Origin of the sequence: Pararoseomonas baculiformis, from assembly GCF_017813395.1 — a bacterium.
In the GTDB taxonomy this organism is placed as follows: Bacteria; Pseudomonadota; Alphaproteobacteria; order Acetobacterales; family Acetobacteraceae; genus Roseomonas; species Roseomonas baculiformis.
This window is the reverse complement of record NZ_JAGIZB010000004.1, coordinates 103,363-120,436: the sequence shown is the minus strand read 5'-3', so window position 1 is coordinate 120,436 and position 17,074 is coordinate 103,363. Positions and strand designations below refer to the sequence as shown.

Annotated in this window: 19 protein-coding genes; 12 read left to right on the top strand and 7 right to left on the bottom strand. The window is 71.3% G+C overall.

The window, feature by feature from the left end:
• Both cobS and J8J14_RS05420 read right to left on the bottom strand, forming a co-directional pair.
• Positions 1-1,005, bottom strand: coding sequence for a cobaltochelatase subunit CobS (cobS, locus tag J8J14_RS05425; protein WP_209378444.1), 1,005 nt, complete (start codon positions 1,003-1,005; stop codon positions 1-3).
• A 50-nt stretch (positions 1,006-1,055) separates the two neighbouring features.
• On the bottom strand, positions 1,056-1,646 hold the full coding sequence (locus J8J14_RS05420) for a J domain-containing protein (protein ID WP_209378443.1): 591 nt from the start codon (positions 1,644-1,646) through the stop codon (positions 1,056-1,058).
• A gap of 73 nt (positions 1,647-1,719) precedes the next feature.
• Here J8J14_RS05420 and J8J14_RS05415 point away from each other — a divergent pair, with 73 nt between their 5' ends.
• Complete coding sequence (locus J8J14_RS05415; protein ID WP_245215433.1) at positions 1,720-2,022, top strand: BolA family protein; 303 nt, start codon at positions 1,720-1,722, stop codon at positions 2,020-2,022.
• Between the two features lie 25 nt (positions 2,023-2,047).
• Complete coding sequence (locus J8J14_RS05410; RefSeq protein WP_209378442.1) at positions 2,048-3,538, top strand: tetratricopeptide repeat protein; 1,491 nt, start codon at positions 2,048-2,050, stop codon at positions 3,536-3,538.
• A gap of 7 nt (positions 3,539-3,545) precedes the next feature.
• Here the strand turns inward: J8J14_RS05410 and J8J14_RS05405 are convergent, their stop codons facing one another.
• Both J8J14_RS05405 and aroB read right to left on the bottom strand, forming a co-directional pair.
• Positions 3,546-4,100, bottom strand: coding sequence for a DUF2889 domain-containing protein (locus J8J14_RS05405; RefSeq protein WP_209378441.1), 555 nt, complete (start codon positions 4,098-4,100; stop codon positions 3,546-3,548).
• Positions 4,101-4,174: 74 nt separating this feature from the next.
• Positions 4,175-5,917, bottom strand: coding sequence for a 3-dehydroquinate synthase (gene aroB, locus J8J14_RS05400; protein WP_342452396.1), 1,743 nt, complete (start codon positions 5,915-5,917; stop codon positions 4,175-4,177).
• A gap of 89 nt (positions 5,918-6,006) precedes the next feature.
• On the opposite strand from aroB, the gene J8J14_RS05395 reads away from it, so the two are divergent.
• Together J8J14_RS05395 and J8J14_RS05390 are read left to right on the top strand one after the other, a co-directional pair.
• A complete protein-coding gene (locus J8J14_RS05395; RefSeq protein WP_209378440.1) occupies positions 6,007-6,153 on the top strand; it encodes a hypothetical protein in 147 nt (48 codons plus the stop codon).
• A 24-nt stretch (positions 6,154-6,177) separates the two neighbouring features.
• Positions 6,178-7,080 (top strand): tyrosine recombinase, encoded by a 903-nt coding sequence (locus J8J14_RS05390; RefSeq protein WP_209378439.1) that lies wholly within the window; start codon positions 6,178-6,180, stop codon positions 7,078-7,080.
• Positions 7,081-7,086: 6 nt separating this feature from the next.
• Here the strand turns inward: J8J14_RS05390 and J8J14_RS05385 are convergent, their stop codons facing one another.
• Both J8J14_RS05385 and J8J14_RS05380 read right to left on the bottom strand, forming a co-directional pair.
• Positions 7,087-7,830, bottom strand: coding sequence for an SDR family oxidoreductase (locus tag J8J14_RS05385; RefSeq protein WP_209378438.1), 744 nt, complete (start codon positions 7,828-7,830; stop codon positions 7,087-7,089).
• 15 nt (positions 7,831-7,845) lie between these two features.
• A complete protein-coding gene (locus tag J8J14_RS05380) occupies positions 7,846-8,838 on the bottom strand; it encodes a Bug family tripartite tricarboxylate transporter substrate binding protein (protein ID WP_209378437.1) in 993 nt (330 codons plus the stop codon).
• Positions 8,839-9,032: 194 nt separating this feature from the next.
• Between J8J14_RS05380 and J8J14_RS05375 the strand changes: the two genes are divergently transcribed.
• Both J8J14_RS05375 and J8J14_RS05370 read left to right on the top strand, forming a co-directional pair.
• Positions 9,033-9,989, top strand: a complete 957-nt coding sequence (locus J8J14_RS05375) for an acetyl-CoA carboxylase carboxyltransferase subunit alpha (RefSeq protein WP_209378436.1) — start codon at positions 9,033-9,035, stop codon at positions 9,987-9,989.
• A complete protein-coding gene (locus J8J14_RS05370) occupies positions 9,986-10,330 on the top strand; it encodes a hypothetical protein (protein WP_209378435.1) in 345 nt (114 codons plus the stop codon). Before J8J14_RS05375 ends, J8J14_RS05370 begins: the two co-directional genes overlap by 4 nt.
• Positions 10,331-10,337: 7 nt before the next feature.
• Here J8J14_RS05370 and J8J14_RS05365 read toward each other — a convergent pair whose 3' ends face one another.
• On the bottom strand, positions 10,338-10,721 hold the full coding sequence (locus J8J14_RS05365) for a hypothetical protein (protein ID WP_209378434.1): 384 nt from the start codon (positions 10,719-10,721) through the stop codon (positions 10,338-10,340).
• A 158-nt stretch (positions 10,722-10,879) separates the two neighbouring features.
• Here J8J14_RS05365 and J8J14_RS05360 point away from each other — a divergent pair, with 158 nt between their 5' ends.
• The 6 genes from J8J14_RS05360 to J8J14_RS05335 all read left to right on the top strand — a co-directional run bounded on the left by J8J14_RS05360 (position 10,880) and on the right by J8J14_RS05335 (position 17,072).
• Positions 10,880-11,812: a LysR substrate-binding domain-containing protein gene (locus J8J14_RS05360; RefSeq protein WP_209378433.1), complete on the top strand. Its 933-nt coding sequence runs from the start codon at positions 10,880-10,882 to the stop codon at positions 11,810-11,812.
• Between the two features lie 70 nt (positions 11,813-11,882).
• Positions 11,883-13,217: an NAD(P)/FAD-dependent oxidoreductase gene (locus J8J14_RS05355; RefSeq protein ID WP_209378432.1), complete on the top strand. Its 1,335-nt coding sequence runs from the start codon at positions 11,883-11,885 to the stop codon at positions 13,215-13,217.
• Positions 13,217-14,353, top strand: a complete 1,137-nt coding sequence (locus J8J14_RS05350; RefSeq protein ID WP_209378431.1) for a M24 family metallopeptidase — start codon at positions 13,217-13,219, stop codon at positions 14,351-14,353. Before J8J14_RS05355 ends, J8J14_RS05350 begins: the two co-directional genes overlap by 1 nt.
• A gap of 11 nt (positions 14,354-14,364) precedes the next feature.
• Positions 14,365-14,742 (top strand): RidA family protein, encoded by a 378-nt coding sequence (locus J8J14_RS05345; protein WP_209378430.1) that lies wholly within the window; start codon positions 14,365-14,367, stop codon positions 14,740-14,742.
• Positions 14,742-15,986: an NAD(P)/FAD-dependent oxidoreductase gene (locus tag J8J14_RS05340; protein WP_209378429.1), complete on the top strand. Its 1,245-nt coding sequence runs from the start codon at positions 14,742-14,744 to the stop codon at positions 15,984-15,986. The genes J8J14_RS05345 and J8J14_RS05340 overlap by 1 nt, the downstream gene beginning before the upstream one ends.
• A gap of 30 nt (positions 15,987-16,016) precedes the next feature.
• The gene (locus J8J14_RS05335) at positions 16,017-17,072 is read left to right on the top strand and encodes an ABC transporter substrate-binding protein (RefSeq protein ID WP_209378428.1); all 1,056 of its coding nucleotides are present in this window, start codon (positions 16,017-16,019) and stop codon (positions 17,070-17,072) included.
• Positions 17,073-17,074: the final 2 nt, after the last annotated feature.

Here is a 17,074-nt window from a genome sequence, read left to right as displayed (position 1 = left end):
TCAGCGCTTCACATAGAGACCCGTCGGGATCTCCTCGTTGAAGCAGCGCTGGTAGTACTCGGCCACCGTGCTCCGCTCCGCCTCGTCGCACTTGTTGAGGAAGGAGAGGCGGAAGGCGAAGCCGACATCGCCGAAGATCTTCGCGTTCTCGGCCCAGGTGATGACCGTGCGCGGGGACATGACGGTGGAGATGTCGCCGGCGATGAAGCCCGCGCGGGTCAGGTCGGCGAGCGCCACCATCGCCTCGATCTGCTTGCGCGCCTTCGCGTCGTTCTCCGGGATGCCCATCTTGGCGGCGACGATCTGCGTCTCCTGCGCATGGGGCAGGTAGTTCAGCGTGGCCACGATGTTCCAGCGGTCCATCTGGCCCTGATTGATCTGCTGGGTGCCGTGGTACAGGCCGGTCGTGTCGCCCAGGCCCACCGTGTTGGCGGTGGCGAAGAGGCGGAAGGACGGGTGGGGGCGGATCACGCGGTTCTGGTCGAGCAGGGTCAGCTTGCCCTCGACCTCGAGCACGCGCTGGATCACGAACATCACGTCCGGGCGGCCGGCGTCGTACTCGTCGAACACCATGGCGCAGGGATGCTGCAGGGCCCAGGGAAGGATGCCTTCCTTGAACTCCGTCACCTGCTTGCCGTCCTTCAGGACGATGGCGTCCTTGCCGACCAGGTCGATGCGGGAGATGTGGCTGTCCAGGTTCACGCGCAGGCAGGGCCAGTTCAGGCGCGCGGCCACCTGCTCGATATGGGTGGACTTGCCGGTGCCGTGATAGCCCTGGACCATCACGCGGCGGTTGAAGGCGAAGCCGGCGAGGATGGCCAGGGTCGTGTCGCGGTCGAACTTGTAGGTCGGGTCCACCTCCGGCACGTGCTCGGTGCGGCCGGAGAAGCCGGGGACCATGAGATCGCTGTCGATCCCGAAGACCTCGCGGACGGAGACCTGCACATCCGGCTGGTCGATGGAGGCCGTCGGGCGGCTTTCGGCGATGCTGGCGACCTTGTTCATGGGCGGGTCCGGTTCCGTGGAGAAGGGGAGGAGGCGGCGGGACTCTCGGGTCAGGCTGCCTGGCTCGGCTGTGGGGCAAGCGTCGCGAGACGCTTGCGGATGAGGCTGTAGGCCCGGTTGATATCCTTCAACCGTTCCTCGGAAGACCTGTCCCCGCCATTGGCGTCCGGATGGTAACGCTTGGCGAGGTCCTTGTAGCGGGCGCGCAGCCCGTCCTCGTCGATCGGCCAGCCGAGGCCCAGAACGTCCAGGGCGGCGCGCAACTCGGGCGGCGCTTCCTTCGCGGTCTTCTTGGGTGTCGGCTTGGTGTCGGCGAAGAGGCCGAGCGGATCGCGGATGCCTTCGGGCCCGATATGGGCTTGCCCCCCCAGCCGGCCAAGGGGCCAGGTGGGGCGCTGCCAGCCCGAATCCTCGCGCAGGTTCTGCTCGATCTCCTCGGGGCTCATGCCCCGGTAGAAATCCCAGGCCTGATTGTAGGCGCGTACATGCTCAAGGCAGAAATGGTAGTAGTCGCGCAGGCGGGAGCGGTCACGCGGGGCGCGGAAATCGCCCGGCGCCTCGCACCCCGGCGCCTCGCAGATGCGCGTGGCGGCTCCGGAGGGGACCGTGGATCGGAGGGTTGCTGTGCCGCGTCGGGCCATGGTCTGGACCTTATGAGCGTAGCGGACCGCGCCGGCAAGGCACGAAACAGCCCTTCACACCTGCCCGCAACACATGGAAAAGCCCCTTGATATGGACATGCCGGATCTGAACACGCGGGCCGGGCGCCTGCGGGCCACCCTTCTCCACGCCTTCCCCGGGGCCGAGGTGGCGGTGCGGGACGACAGCGCGCTGCATGCGGGGCATGCGGGGGCGCGGCCCGGGGGGGAAACCCACTTCGCCGTGCGTGTCATTGCCCCCGGATTCGCGGGGATGACGCGGCTCGCCCGGTCCCGCGCCGTGCATGCGGCCCTGGCCGAGGAGTTCGGCGGCGGGATGCACGCGCTTTCCCTGGAGCTTCGCGCGCCCGGGGAATAGGCGAGGGCGGAAGGGGGGGGCGGTCTTGGCGATCCCGGCCATCGAGGCGGTGTTCGAGGATGCGGAACTGGTCGTCCGCGCCATCCCCGGCGACCCGACGAAGCCGACCCTCGTCACCTTCGGGGACTACCCGGCCCGCCCCTTCCAGCCCGGCTTCTGGGCCATCGGGCCCGCCTCCCGCCTGGGCTGGCCGGCCCTGGGCTTCGTCGCCCACCGGCCTAACTGGTACCCGGCCGCCTCCATGGCGGCGGCAGCGGCGGCGCTGCGCGGCCGGATCGGGCCGGTTGCCCTTGGCTACGGCTACAGCATGGGAGGCTATGCCGCCCTGAAACATGGCCGGTTGCTTGGCCTGACCCACGCCCTCGCCCTGTCGCCCCAGGCCTCCATCGCGCCGGCGGATCTGCCCGGGGATACGCGCTACCACGCCCATTTCGATCCGGCCCTGCATGCGGGGATGCGTGTCGGGGCCGGCGAGCCACCGGTGCGGGCCTGGATGCTGTTCGATCCCGCCCATGCGGCGGATGCGCTCAATGCCGGGCTGCTGGCGCCGCTGGGGCCACGCCCGGTTCCGGTGCGCGGGGTCTATCACGGCACCATCCGGCTGCTGGCGGGACAGGAGCCCTTCGAGGCCGCGCTGGATGCCCTGTTGCGGGACGACCTTCCCGCCCTAAGGCGCATGCTGCGCGCCCGGCGGCGGGAGACGCCCTTCTGGCGCATCGGAATGGGCACGGCCCTTCTGAGCCATGGCCACGTCGCCGCGGGCGACGCCCTGTTCGAGCAGGGGCGGGCCATGGGCGCGGGATTGGACGCCGAGGTGGAGGTGTTGGGTGAGGCGCTGGAGACCTGGCGCCTGCGCGGCGGCGGCCGGCGCCCGGCGGCGGCGCTGATCCAGCGGCTCCTGGCCTGCGAGGGACTGACCCCGGCCGCGCATCTGGACCGGAGCCTCAAGCTCGCCGCCCTCGGCATGCTGGCGGAATCGCGCCGCGCCGCCAAGGCCGCGCTGGCCGAGGGCGCGGCCCTGCCGGCCCTGCTGACCCATCTGGGCCATCTGCATCTGCTCGAGGGCATGCCGGATCTGGCGCACGGCCTGCTGGAGGATTCGGCGCGCCAGGCTCCCGAGGCGTTCTGGACCTGGGTGGGCGTCTCGGTGGCGCGGCTTCGCACGGGCGATCCGGAGGGGGCGGAGGAGGCGGCGCGGCGGGCCATCGCGCTGCAGCCCGGGAACCACCACACCCATCTGGCCCATGGGGATGCGCTGCTGGCCCTCCGCCGACCGGAAGAGGCCGCGGAGGTGTTCCGCCGCGCCGCCGGGCTGGGCGGCGGCGAGGGGGCAGCGATGGGGCTTGCCCGGGCCGAGCGCCAGTTGCGGGCGAAGCAGGCGCCCGGGGATGGCGCGCCGGTGACGAAGGCCGAGGCCATGCGGGCCACGGCAGCCCGCATCGCGGCGGGCTATCCGGATCCCGTGCCGCCGCGGGCGCCCTCCCTGCTGGCGCGGTTGTTCCGCCGGGCTTTCTGAACGGGGCTCAGCCCGGCTGCGGGGCGGCCCAGCGCTGCTGCACGATGGGGCTGTCCGGCGCATAGGCCAGGCAGGTGCCGACCAGCCGGTTCTGCGAGGCCTGGGCGGCGGCCGGATCGGCCAGCTCGCGCTTGCGGCGGGAGGAATAGACGGTCTGGAAGGCAACGGTGGCCATCTGGGCCAGCATCTCGCGCAGATGGGTGCAGCCATGCACGCCGCCCACCCGCTCCTTCACAGCCCGGGTGAAGCCGGGGCCGATCCGCAGCCCGGCAAGGGCGGCGAAGTTCGGGGCCGCCTGCGGGCAGATGGAATAGGGCGAGTGGTCCGTCGCCGCCTCGCAGCTCACGATCAGCAGGTCCTCGTCCACGGTCAGGCGCAGCCACATCCCGTGCAGGGGTTCGCCTGGCTCGATGGTTCCGCGGTCCTGGTTCACGAAGGGGTAGGTCTTCGTGTCCTCGAGATGGCCCTCGATGTCGAACAGGCCATCGGCCCGGCGGTAGCCGTGCATCATGATGGCGCGCCGGTGCAGGGTTTCCCGGTCGGCGGGGGGCGAGAGCGGCATGGTGCGTCGCAAGATAGGACGCGACGCGCCCCAGGGCCAGGGCAGGATTCACCTGTAACCGGCGGGGGCCTTCCTCAGGCCGCCGCACCCTCGTCCCGCAGCAACGCCGCCACCACCTCCGGCGGAACGTCGGAGGTCGTGAAGGCCCCGCCGGCGCCGCGCATCAGCACGAAGCGCATCGCGCCGTCCCGCACCTTCTTGTCCTTCCGCATCCGGCCGATCAGCGCCTCGGCCGAGAAGCCGCGGGGCAGGTCCCCCAGCCGGGCGGGGAGGCCGACGGCGGCCAGGTGCTCCATCACCCTTCCCGGCCATTCCTGGGCGCAATGGCCAAGGCGGGCGGAAAGGCTGGCGGCGAGGCCCAGGCCCACCGCCACCGCCTCCCCATGCAGCAGGCTGCCGTCATAGCCGCATTCGGCTTCCAGGGCGTGGGCGAAGGTGTGGCCGAGATTGAGCAGGGCGCGGCCGCCCTCGGCGGCCTCCTCCTTTTCGTCGGCCACCACCACGCCCGCCTTCAGGCGGCAGGATTCCAGCACGGCATGGCGCAGCGCATCGGGATCCCCTGCCATGGCGGCCGGGCCCTGCGCCTCGCACCAGTCCCAGAGCGGTCCCTGCAGCAGGCCGTGCTTCGCCACCTCGCCCCAGCCCGCGCGCAGCTCGCGGGCGGGAAGGGTGGAGAGGGCATCGGTATCGGCCAGCACGATCCGGGGCTGGTGGAAGGCCCCGGCCAGGTTCTTGCCCGCGCGGAGGTTCACGCCGGTCTTGCCGCCCACCGAACTATCCACCTGGGCGAGGAGCGTGGTCGGGATCTGCACGAAGGGAAGGCCGCGCAGGGCGACGGCGGCGGCGAAGCCCGCCAGGTCCCCCACCACCCCGCCGCCCAGGGCGATCACGGCCGTCCCGCGATCCGCCCCGGCCGCAAGGATGGCTTCCAGCACCTCCTCCAGCATGGGGAGGCGCTTCGAGCCCTCGCCGGGCGGCACCGTCACCTCCGCGCGGATCTCGAAGCCCGCCTCGGCCAGGCCGGCGCGCAGGGTGGGCAGGTGCAGCGCGGCGACCGCGGCATCCGAGACGATGGCGACCCGGCGGGAGGGGAGATGCGGGGCCAGCAGCCCGCCCGCCCGGGGCAGCAGGCCGCGCCCGATCACCACCTCATAGGCATTGGCGGAAAGGGCGACGGGCAGGCGGGAAGGGGGCTGCCAGGCGGCGATGGCGCGTTCCGCGCGGATGGTGGTCACTTCGGGGGTATCCTCGCCGCAATCGAGGACGATGTCGGCCTCGGCATAGAAGGGATAGCGGGCCTGCATCAGGCCACGCAGCACGTCCTCGGGGTCGCGCCCGGTGAAGAGGGGGCGGTGGGTGCGGCCGGCGATGCGGCGCTTCAGCACGGGAATATCGGCGCGCAGCCACAGCGTGACGGCCCCCGCCTCCCGCAGGGCCTGGCGCGTGCGCGCATCGGCATAGGCGCCGCCGCCCGTGGCCAGCACCGCGGGCGGCCCGGCGGCGATCCGCGAAATCACGCGGCGCTCGCCATCGCGGAAATGCGCCTCGCCATAGCGGGCGAAGATCTCCGCGATGGTCAGGCCCGCGGCATTCTCGATCTCGGTGTCCGCGTCCAGGAAGGGCAGGCCGAAGCGGGCGGCGAGGCGGCGCCCGATGGCGGATTTCCCGGCGCCGGGCATGCCGACGAGAACGATGCTGCGGCCGGGCCTGTCCGGGCGCGGCATTCCGGCCGCGCTGGCGGGGAAGGGGGCGGGGGGCAGCGGGGGCTCGTGAAGGCCCGGCTGGGAAACAAGGGGATCGGCGAGGTTGCGTGACACGGCGCGCAAGGCTAGCACAGCCCCGCCGCCGCGTCGTCCGGGCGGTCTGCCGGCTTTTTTGCCGGGCGCTTTGGGAAGCCGACCGCCTGATGTTCCGACGCCCCCTCCTGCTGCTCGTGATGCTGCTGATCGGGGCCCTCCTGGCAGCGCTGCTGGCCGTGGGCGCCTTCCCGCCGGGCGTGACCCAGCAGCCCGTGGAGCGCGTGCTGCCGAATGAGCGGTTCGGCACCCGCTGATCCGGCCCGCCTGACCCGCCGCGCGTGAACCGGCATCTCGAGGCCTTCCTGGAGATGCTGGCGGCGGAGCGCGGCGCCGCGCGCAACACGCTCGCGGCCTATCGCGCCGATCTGGAGGATGCCGCGGGCTTCGCCCAGCGCCGGGCCGGCGAGCCGCCGGAGGCGATGAGCGCTGAGACGCTGCGCCGCTATGTCTCGGGCCTGACCGATGCCGGGCTTTCCCCCCGCACGGCGGCACGCCGTCTCTCCGCGCTGCGGCAGTTCCACCGCTTCCTGGCGCGGGAAGGGGTGCGCGCGGATGACCCGACGGAGGCGCTGGACAGCCCCCGCAAGGCCGCCCTGCTGCCCCGCCCCTTGCGCGAGGAGGAGGTGGCGGCGCTGATCGCCGCGGCGGAGCGCCTGCCGGAGCGGCGCGCACCCCTGGCGGTGGCGGTCTGCGAGCTTCTCTACTGCTCTGGCCTTCGGGCGAGCGAGCTGATCGAGCTTCCCGCCACGGCCCTGCGCGAGGATTCGCCCCTAGTGGTGGTGCGCGGGAAAGGGGGCAAGGAGCGCCTGGTGCCCATCAGCGCCCGTGCCCGTGCTGCCGCCCTGGCGGCGCGCGCGGCGGCGAAGGGGAAGGAGGAGTCCCGCTGGCTTTTCCCCTCCCGCGGGGCTTCGGGGCACCTGACCCGGCAGACGCTGAACAACCTGCTGAACGAGGCGGCGCTGGGGGCGGGGATCGACCCGGACCGGGTCTCGCCGCATGTGCTGCGGCACTCCTTCGCTTCCCATCTGCTGGGGCGTGGGGCGGATCTGCGCAGCCTGCAGGTGCTGCTGGGCCATGCCGACATCGCCACCACCCAGATCTACACCCATGTGCTGGAGGAACGCCTGCGCGCGCTGGTGGAGGAGCACCACCCTCTTTCCGCCGCGCGGCAGGCGGGCTGAGACGGCTCAGCGGCCGCCCGCCATCGGAATCAGCGCGCCGGTGAGATAGGCCGCCTCTCCCGAGAGGAGCCAGAGGATGGCCTCCGCGCATTCCTCCGCCGTGCCGATGCGCCCCATCGGGATGCTGGGCGCCATCTTCGCCAGCCTGTCGCCAACCCCGGCGGTGGCGTGGATCTCGGTGTCGATCAGGCCGGGGAGGAGGGCATTCACCCGGATGCCCTCCGGCGCCAGTTCCTTCGACAGGCCCAGGGTCAGGCTGTTCACCGCCCCCTTGGCCGCCGCATAGGCTGTCCATTGTCCGCCGCCGCCGATGGTGGCGGCGATGGAGGAGAGGTTCACGATCGCACCGCCGGCCCCGCCCTGTTTCGTGGACATGCGTTGGATGGCGGCCTGGGTGCAAAGGAAGGTGCCGGTGACGTTCACGTCGAGGATGCGGCGGATGGTCGCGGCGTCGTAATCCTCGGTGCGGGTGGCCGGGCCGGTGATGCCGGCGTTGTTCACCAGCCCGGTGAGCGGGCCGAAGGCCTGGTCCGCCGCGGCGAAGAGGGCCTCCACCTCCTCCTCCCGCGAGACATCGGCGCGCGCCATGATGGCGCGCCCGCTGCCTGCGCGGATCTCCTCCACCACCGCCCGGGCGCGTTCCTCGCGCTCGGCATAGTTCACCACCACGGCATGGCCCCGCCGCGCCGCCAGCCTGGCGGTGGCGGCGCCGATGCCGCGCCCGGAACCCGTGACCAGGATCACGCCCATCCGCTGAAGTCCTCCCTATTCAACCTGCAGCCGCAGCTCGGCGATCAGCGGGCGCACCTGCGCCAGCTGGTCCGAGACGGCCTGGCGCAGCTCGGCCGGGGAGGAGCCGACCGGCTCGGCCCCGACCTCGGCCAGCCGGCGCTGCAACTCGGGCTGGGCCGCGGCGGCGGCGATCTCCCGCTGCAGGCGGGTGATGATGGCCTCGGGCGTGCGGGCGGGGGCGAAGAAGCCGTTCCAGCCGCGCAGCTCCATGTTCGGGAATCCCTGTTCCCGCACCGTGGGCACGTCCGGCAGGGCGGCGGATCGCTGGGCGGCCAGGGTGGCCATCGGCTTCAGGGCGCCGCCGCGGACATGGGGGAGGGCGGTGGAGAGCTGGTCCCCGCCGAACTGGATGCGGCCGGCGACCATTTCCTGCACGAGCGGCGCGGCGCCCCGGAAGGGCACATGCTCCATGTTGATGGAGGCATCGCGCTTCAGCACCTCCCCGGCCAGGTTCATGATGCTGCCGGGACCGGTGGACCCGTAGAAGAGGCCGGTGGGCGAGGCCTTCGCGAAGGCGACGAACTCCTTCAGGTCGCGCGCCGGCACCGCGGAGGTGGCGACCAGGAGCATCGGCACGTTGGCGGCGAGGGAGACGGGCGCGAAATCCCGCTCGATGTCATGCAGGGCGCGGTTGGCCAGCTGCATGGCGACGGTCGTGGAGCTGAAGGTAAGATTGTGGAAGAGCAGGGTGTGCCCATCCGGCGCGGCTTTGGCGACCACATCGGCGCCCACCGATCCGCCCGCGCCACCCCGGTTCTCGATGACCACGGCCTGGCCGAGGCTTTCCGTCATGCGCTGCGCGAAAAGACGGGCGAGCATGTCCGTGGTGCCGCCCGCCGGGAAGGGAACGACGACGCGGATCGGGCGGTCCGGGTAGTTGCCTTGTGCCCGGGCAAGGCGGGGCAGGGGCAGGGCGGCAAGACCCGCCGCTGCGAGCAGGGACTGGCGCCGGGTGATGGATGCCATGACGTTTCTCCATGTGCTCCGCCCATGTATCCGGACGGTTACAGCGGGAGCGTAGATCGCGTCGCGGCGCGGCGGGAACGGGTTCCGTTCCGGGCGCCGGAGCCGGCGCAGCGCATTCGCGTGATCCCGGCGGGCGGCTGGCGCCTCGTCCCGCCCTGCGCTAATCCCCCCGCGCCCCCGGACCGGACCTTTTGATGCGTCACTTCCTGGATTTCGAAAAGCCGATCGCCGAGCTGGAAGGCCAGATCGAGGAGCTGCGCCGCACGACCGATGCGGGCGGGATCGATGTGGCGGACGAGATCGGCAAGCTCCGCGACAAGGCCGAGAAGCTGCTGGCCAGCACCTATGCCAAGCTTACCCCCTGGCAGAAGGCGCAGGTGGCCCGGCATCCGGACAGGCCGAAATGCCTGGCCTATATCGCCGGGCTGATCGAGGATTTCACGCCGCTGGCCGGCGACCGTGCCTTCGCGGACGACCAGGCCATGGTGGGCGGGCTCGGACGTTTCCGCGGGCGGCCCGTGATGGTGCTGGGTATCGAGAAGGGCACGGATACCGACAGCCGCATCAAGCACAACTTCGGCAGCCCCAGGCCCGAGGGCTATCGCAAGGCCCGCCGCCTGATGGATCTCGCCGGGCGCTTCAACCTGCCCATCCTGTCCTTCGTGGACACGGCGGGCGCCTTCCCGGGCGTGGAGGCGGAGGCGCGCGGGCAGGCCGAGGCCATCGCCCGTTCCATCGAGGCCTGCCTGGAGGCCCCGGTTCCCTTCGTGGCGACCATCATCGGCGAGGGCGGATCGGGCGGCGCCATCGCCATCGCCGCGGCGGATCGGGTGCTGATGCTGGAGCACTCGATCTACAGCGTGATCAGCCCCGAGGGCTGCGCGAGCATCCTGTGGCGCGATGCCGCCCAGGCCCCCACGGCCGCCGAGGCGCTGCGCCTGACGGCCGAGGACCTGAAGAAGCTGAACCTGGTGGATATCGTGGTGCCGGAGCCGATGGGTGGCGCGCACCGGGAGGCAGCCGCCGTCGTGGCGGATGTGGGCAATCGCATCGAGGCCTGCCTGAACCCGCTGATGGAACTGGATGGCGCCACGCTGCGCGCCCGGCGCCGCGAGAAGTTCCTGGAGATGGGACGGACCGGCATCGTGTGAGCACGCCCGCGCCTGCCCGGTGGATCGCGCTGCGCCTCCTCGGCGTGGCGGGGCTGCTGGCACTCGCGGGGCTGCTGCTGCTCGGGTTGCCCGGGGCGTTCTGGCTGGCCCTCGCCTCTCCGCTGGCGGGGCTACTCACCAGCCAGCAGGCGCCGCCGGACTCCGCCTGGCCCATGGCGATCCTGGTGGCGCTTATCTGGCCCTGGGGTCTCCCGCTTGCCTATCTCGCCGCCCTTCCGCTGGCCCGAGGGTGGCGGCGCGGGCTGGCGACCCTTGCGGGCATGGCCGGCATGGCGCTGCTCCTGGCCGCCGGGATGCAGGTCGCGTTCGGGCGGCTCTGATGCCGGGTCAGCGGTAATAGCCACGGTGGTAGCCGCGGCCATAGCCGTGGTGGCGGTAGGACGGGCGGTCGTAATAGCCCCGGCCACGGTAGTAGCGGCGGTCGTCGCGTCCGCTGCTGGCGATGGCGGCCCCTGCGATGGCGCCCACCACGCCCGCAGCGAGGGCAGTACCGACCTGGGCGTCGCGCTGGGACTGCCAGGCCTCCGCATTCGCGGCCGGCGCAAGCGCTTGGTAATCCTGGCAGGCCTCCAGCCAGCCTTGCTGGCAGGCATAGGCGGCGTTGCTGGCCTGCTGCTGATAGGGCCCGGCCACCGGGGCGCAGGCAGCCATGCTGCCGGCGGTGAGGAGGGCGGCGAGGCGGAAGGCGATACGGCGGTGCAGCGCGTGCATGGCGCGGGTCTTCCTTGCTCGATGTTGGGATGGGAACGTTGCGGAGGGGGACATGGTTCCGGCCCCTCCATGGGCCGGCCCGGCCCATCCTGCCCTTCCCGGGTTAGCGGGATCTGACGGATTCTTGACGTAGGAGGAGGCAGCCGCGAGGCTGGCGCATGGCGGCCCGATCACTCGAGTTCCGGCATCTCGAGGTGCTGCGCGCCCTCATGCGCTCCGGCACCGCAACCGGGGCCGGTGCGTTGCTTGGCATTTCCCAGCCCGGCGTGAGCCGGCTCCTCTCCCAGGCCGAGGCGCGGGCGGGCTTCCCGCTGTTCGAGCGCGTGCGCGGGCGGCTGGTGCCGACCGCCCTTGCCCATGCGCTGCATGAGGAAGCCGAGCGGGTCTTCATCGGCATCGAGGAGATCTCCGCCCTGACGGAGCGGCTGCGGCGCCGGGCGCCGCGGCGGGTGCTGATCGCCTCGATCCCCGTTCTCACCCTTTCCGTCCTGCCGCGCGCCGCGCGGGCCTGGCGGGAGGCGCGGCGGCCCGAGGCGCTGGCCATCCATTCGCGAACTGTCGGCGGGGTGCTGGGCATGGTGGCATCGCGCCAAGCCGATCTGGGGCTGAGCACCAATGTGCCGGCCGTTCCGGGCGTGCGCTCCGCGGTGCTGGCGCGGGGGCAGGCCTATTGCGCCATGACAGCCGGGCACCGGCTGGCAGCGCTGCCCGTGGTGCGGGCGGTGGATCTGGATGGGGAGCCCTATATCGCCCTCTCCCGCGAGGAGGGGCGGCAGGCCCTGGTGGATGCGGCGCTGGAGGGCAGCGGCGCGCGCCCCCTGGAGGTGGCCGAGTGCCGCATGACCAGCGGTGCCGCCGCCATGGCGGCCGCCGGGGCGGGGGTGACGGTGGTGGATGCCTTCGCGGCGGCGCCCTTCCTGGCCGGCGGGCTGGTGCTGCGGCCCTTCGAGCCGGCGGTGAACATCGAGTACCGGCTGCTCTGGCCCGAGGATGCGGAGGACAGCTTCGGCCGCAACATCCTGGTGCAGGGCATCCGCGCCGCGGCCCGCGCCGTGGTGGCGGAGGTGTCCCGGCAGCTCCGCAGGCCATAAGCGGGCGCCGGGCCGTATGACAATTTGATATGGGGCGCCCAGGCGGCGCAGGTGCCACGCTCGCCATCGCATGAGTGACGCCCCCTTCGCCCCCGGATTCGTTGAACGCCCCTACTGGTGGGAGGCGGCGCCGCCGCCAACGCCATCGGCCGTGCTCCTGCCGGACGAGGCGGAGGTGGTGATCATCGGGGGCGGCATCGCCGGCCTCTCCACCGCCATCGAGCTGGGGCGCAACGGGGTGCGTGCGCTGGTGCTGGACCGGGAGGCGATCGGCTGGGGTGCCTCCTCCCGCAATGGCGGGGCGCTGAGCGGCGCGGGAAGCCTGGGGAAGATGCGCACCGACCTCGCGGAGGCCTTCGGCAAGGAATACGTCTCCGAGCTGATGGAGGAGGGCGAGCAGGCCTTCGAGGATTTCGAGGCCTTCGTGACGCGCGAGGGGCTGGATTGCGACTATGCGCGCTGCGGTCGCTTCGTCGGCGCCCATGCCCCGCGCGCGCTGGAGACGCTGAAGCGCCGGATCGAGATGATCAACGCGGCGGGCACCGAGGAAGCCTTTTTCATCCCGCGGGACCGCGTGGCGGAGGAGATCGCGACCGACCGCTTCGTCGGCGGGATGATGCTGCGCCGTGCGGGATCGCTGCATCCGGCCAAATATGTCCGCTCCCTCGCCGGCGCGGCGGAGCGCTATGGCGCGACCCTGCTGGGCGGGGTGGAACTGCGGAGCTACCGGCGCGAGGCCGATGGCGGCTTCGTGCTGGAGACGAGCCGGGGCCGTCTGCGCGCGCGGAAGCTGATGCTCGCCACCAATGGCTATACGGGCGGCGCCACGCCATGGCACCGGCGGCGGCTGATCCCGGTGGCGAGCTACATGATCGCGACCGAGGCAATCGGCGAGGAGCGCGTGCGGCGCGTGCTGCCGAAGCTGCGCGTCTATGGCGACACGAAGAAGGTCCTCTACTACTTCCGCCCCTCGCCGGACCATACGCGCATCCTGTTCGGCGGGCGCGCCAGCTTCGTGAACGCCGATACGCGCCGCTCCGGCGCCACGCTGCACCGCTTCCTGACGGATCTGATCCCGGAGCTGGGGGGCGTGCGGATCAGCCATTCCTGGAAGGGGAATGTCGCCTTCGCCTTCGACATGATGCCTCATCTGGGGGAGCATGAGGGCGTGCACTACGCCATGGCCTGCAACGGCAGCGGCGTGGTGACGATGACGCATCTCGGCCATGCGGTGGCGCAGAGCATGCTGGGCGGCGCGAACCGGCCTTCCGCTTTCGCGCGCCTCTCCTTTCCCACCAGGCCCCTCTACACCGGGCATCCCTGGTTCCTGCCCTTTGTCGGGCTTTCCTACCAGCTTCGGGATCGGCTGGACGGCTGGCGCGTGCCGCGCAAGGACGCGGCCTGATGGGCGGGCACCCCTATTTCACGCCACAGGAATTCGCGCTGCGCCTTGCGCGGGTGAAGGAGCGGCTGCAGGCGCTGGGCGTGGAGGTAGCGCTCTTCGACGAGATCGAGGCGATGACCTGGCTCTCGGGCTTCGGCAGCTCGGCCAATCGCTGGCGCTGCGTGGTGATCCCGCTGGAGGCGGAGCCCTTCTTCGTGATCCGCGCGCTGGACGCCTCCGTCTGCCGGCAGCGCAGCTGGATCACGGATGTGCCGACCTTCCGCGACTGGGAGGACCCTGTGCCCGTGCTGGCCGATGCGCTGCGGGCGCGGGGGCTGGAAGATGCGGCGATCGGCCTGGACTTCGACAGCTATGGCACGTCCATCGCGCGCCTTGCCGCGATGAAGGCCGCGCTGCCCAGGGCGCGCTTCGTGAATATAGGGTCCGTGATCGCCGAGCTGCGCCTGATCAAGTCCCCGGCCGAGATCGAGCTGCTGCGCCGGGCAGCAGAGATCGCGGATGAGGCGCTGCGGCGCGCGGCGGCGGTTTGCGTGCCGGGCGGCACGCAACGCGAGGCGGCCAAGGTGGCGCAGCAGACCTTCGTGGAGATGGGGGGCGATCCCTACCGGCCCGGCCCGATCACGGCCGGCCGCGGATGGGATTTCCTGCACGGTCATCTGGGCGACGAGCCGCTTTCGCCGGGCGATGTGGTGCATATCGAGCTGACGCCGCGCATCCATGGCTATTCCTCACGCGTGATGCGCTGCGTGGTGCTGGGGGAGCCGGAGCCGGAGCGGCTGCGCGCGACGGAGATCCTGGCGGAGCTGCAGGACCGGCAGATCGCGGCCATGGTGCCGGGAGCCTTGGCGGAGGATGTGGATGCCATCCTGCGGGACGGCGTGATTCGCGCCGGGCTGCGCGAGAGCTACGACAACATCACCGCCTATACGCTCGGCCTGTATGGCGATGCGGGGCCGCGGACGAGCGACTTCACGCGCATCCTGCATCCCGGCGCCGGCTGGCGGCTGGAAGCGGGGATGGTGTTTCATGTCTATGCCTCGGCGGGCGGGTCGGCGCTGAGCGAATCCGTGCTCATCACCGAGAACGGGCCAGAGCTGCTGACTCACCTGCCGCGCACGCTGCTGATCAACCAATAGGAAGAATGCCGATGTTCGAAGCCGTCGAGACCGGGATCGCGAAGTCGAAGGGGCCGATCAGCGGCACCGTGAAGAGGGGCAACCTGGTCATCACCGCCCAGATCCCGAAGGACCCGGAGACGGGCGCCGTGATCGGCGGCGACATCGAGACGCAGACGCGCCGCACCCTGTCCAACCTCAAGATGGCGGTGGAAGCCGCGGGTGGCACCCTGGCGGATGTGATGCTGTGCCAGATCTACCTGGTTGAGCCGGGTGACGCGGCCGGGATGAACGCCGTGTATCGCGAGTTCTTCCAGGAACCCTATCCCTGCCGCGCGACGGTGGTGGTGAAGGAGCTGCTCGCGCCCGGCATGCGGATCGAGCTGATCGCCACGGCGCAGCTCGGCTGATGGGCTCCGGGCGGGTCATCATCCTCGGCGCGGGGGTGGCGGGGCTTTCCACGGCCCTTCCCCTGCTGCGCGCCGGGCGCGAGGTGACGGTGATCGATCCGCTCGGGCCGGCCGGCGGGGCTTCCTTCGGCAATGCCGGGCTGCTGAGCGCGGACACGGTTGTGCCCATCGCCCTGCCCGGCATGCTGCGCAAGGTCCCGGGCTGGTTGAGCGACCCGCTGGGCCCGCTGGTGGTGCGCCCGGCCTATCTGCCCAGGGCCGCGCCCTGGCTGGCGCGCTGGATCCGCGCGGGGCGCATGGACCGCGTGCATGCCATCTCCGACGCCATGCGCGCCCTGCACGCGCCCGCCTTCGATGACTGGCGCGAATTGCTGGGGGCGGAAGGCTATTCCGAATTCATCCGCCGCACCGGCCAGGTGCAGATTTGGGACGAGCCGGAGGAAACGCCCGGCGCGGCCCTGGAGCGCGGCCTGCGCGAGCGCCTGGGCATCCAGGCCGAGGTGCTGGGCGCGGACGAGATCCGCCAGTTCTTCCCCGGCATCGCGCGCCATGTCTCGCGCGGCGTCCTCGTTCCGGGCAATGGCCACACTGTCAGCCCACCGCGCGTGGTGCGGCGCCTGGGCGAGCTGTTCCTTGCCGGTGGCGGCACCATCCTGCCGGAACGGGCGATGAAGCTGATCCCGCAGGAAGGCGGGGGATGGATGGTGATGACCAACACCGGCAATCACCGGGCCGGGCAGGTGGTGGTGGCGGGTGGCGCCTGGTCCCGCCTGCTGCTCGATCCGCTCGGCATCCGCGTGCCGCTGGAAACGGAGCGCGGCTACCATCTGATGCTGCCCGATCCGAGCATCACGCCGAAGCTGCCCATCCTCTACAAATCCGGCAATTTCGGCGTGACGCCGATGGAAGAGGGGCTGCGCGTGGCCGGCACGGTGGAGATCGCCGGCCTGGATGCGGCGCCCGACGAACGGCGTGCCCAACAGCTTCTGCGGCAGCTGCGCGGGTTGTTCCCGGATATCCAGGGTGGCGAGGCCCGGCTCTGGATGGGCTATCGTCCCTCCACGCCGGATAGCCTTCCCGTGCTGGGGCCGGTGCCGTCCCATCCCGGGCTGCATCTCTGCTTCGGGCACGGCCATTTCGGCATGACGGGCGCCCCGCCGAGCGGCAGGCTGGTCGCTGGTACGATTCTTGGAGACACGCCGCGCATCGACATGGCTCCCTATTCCATCACCCGTTTCCACTGAGCTGATTCCGTCCAGAAGGAGAGGCGCTCCATGACCGAACTGATCCGCCTGAACAGGCGCCTGCTGCTGGGCTCCGCCCTCGCGGTGCCCGCGCTGGTGTCGCGCCCCGCGCGCGCGGCCGGCGAGGTGATCGTCCGCACGCCGGGCGGCACCTATGACGACGTGATGCGGCGGCATGTCTACGAGCCCTTCACGAAGGAGACGGGCATCGTGGTGCGCCCGGTGGCGGCCACGGCCTCCAAGCTGATCGCCATGTTCCGCGCCAACAACGTGGAGCTGGACCTGATCGACACGGGCGACGGCCAGCTCCTCACGCTCGAGCGCATGGGCGCCCTGGCTCCGATCGCCTACGACAAGTGGAAGTGGTCCAAGCCCGAGGACATCGTGCCGCAGGTGCGGAATGAGCGCCGCGTGGCCAACTTCGTCTATTGCACGGTGCTGGCCTACAACAAGGATCACTTCGCGGGCGGCGCGCCCAATTCCTGGGCCGATTTCTGGAACGCCGGCAAGTTCCCGGGGCCGCGCATGCTGGCGGACATGGCCTCCGGCTCGCCCAACCTGGAATTCGCGCTGCTGGCTGATGGGGTGCCGAAGGACCAGATCTATCCCATCGATGTGGACCGCGCGCTGAAGTCGATGGAGCGCATCAAGCCGCAGATCCGCCGCTTCTGGGACACGGGCGCGCTCTCCGCCCAGATGCTGTCGGACAAGGAGGTGGTCGCGGGCTCGATCTGGAATGGCCGCCTGCAGGTGCTGATCGATCGCGGGGCGCCGCTGGCCTATACCTGGAACGAGCACATGATCCAGACCCAGGCGCTGGGCGTGTTCAAGGACGCGCAGAACGTGCAGGGCGCGCAGCTGCTGATCGACTACATGCTGCAGCCCGAGGTGCAGGCCAAGTACTCCAAGGACCTGATCTACGGCCCGACCAACAACAAGGCCTTCCCGCTGCTGTCCGAGGAGGAGCGCGCCCGTGCGCCCGGCAGCCCGAATTCGCGCCAGATCGGCTTCTTCCAGAACAGCGTCTGGTGGGAGGATAACCGGGACCGCGTGAACCGCCTCTGGTCGCGCTGGGTCCAGCGTTGAGG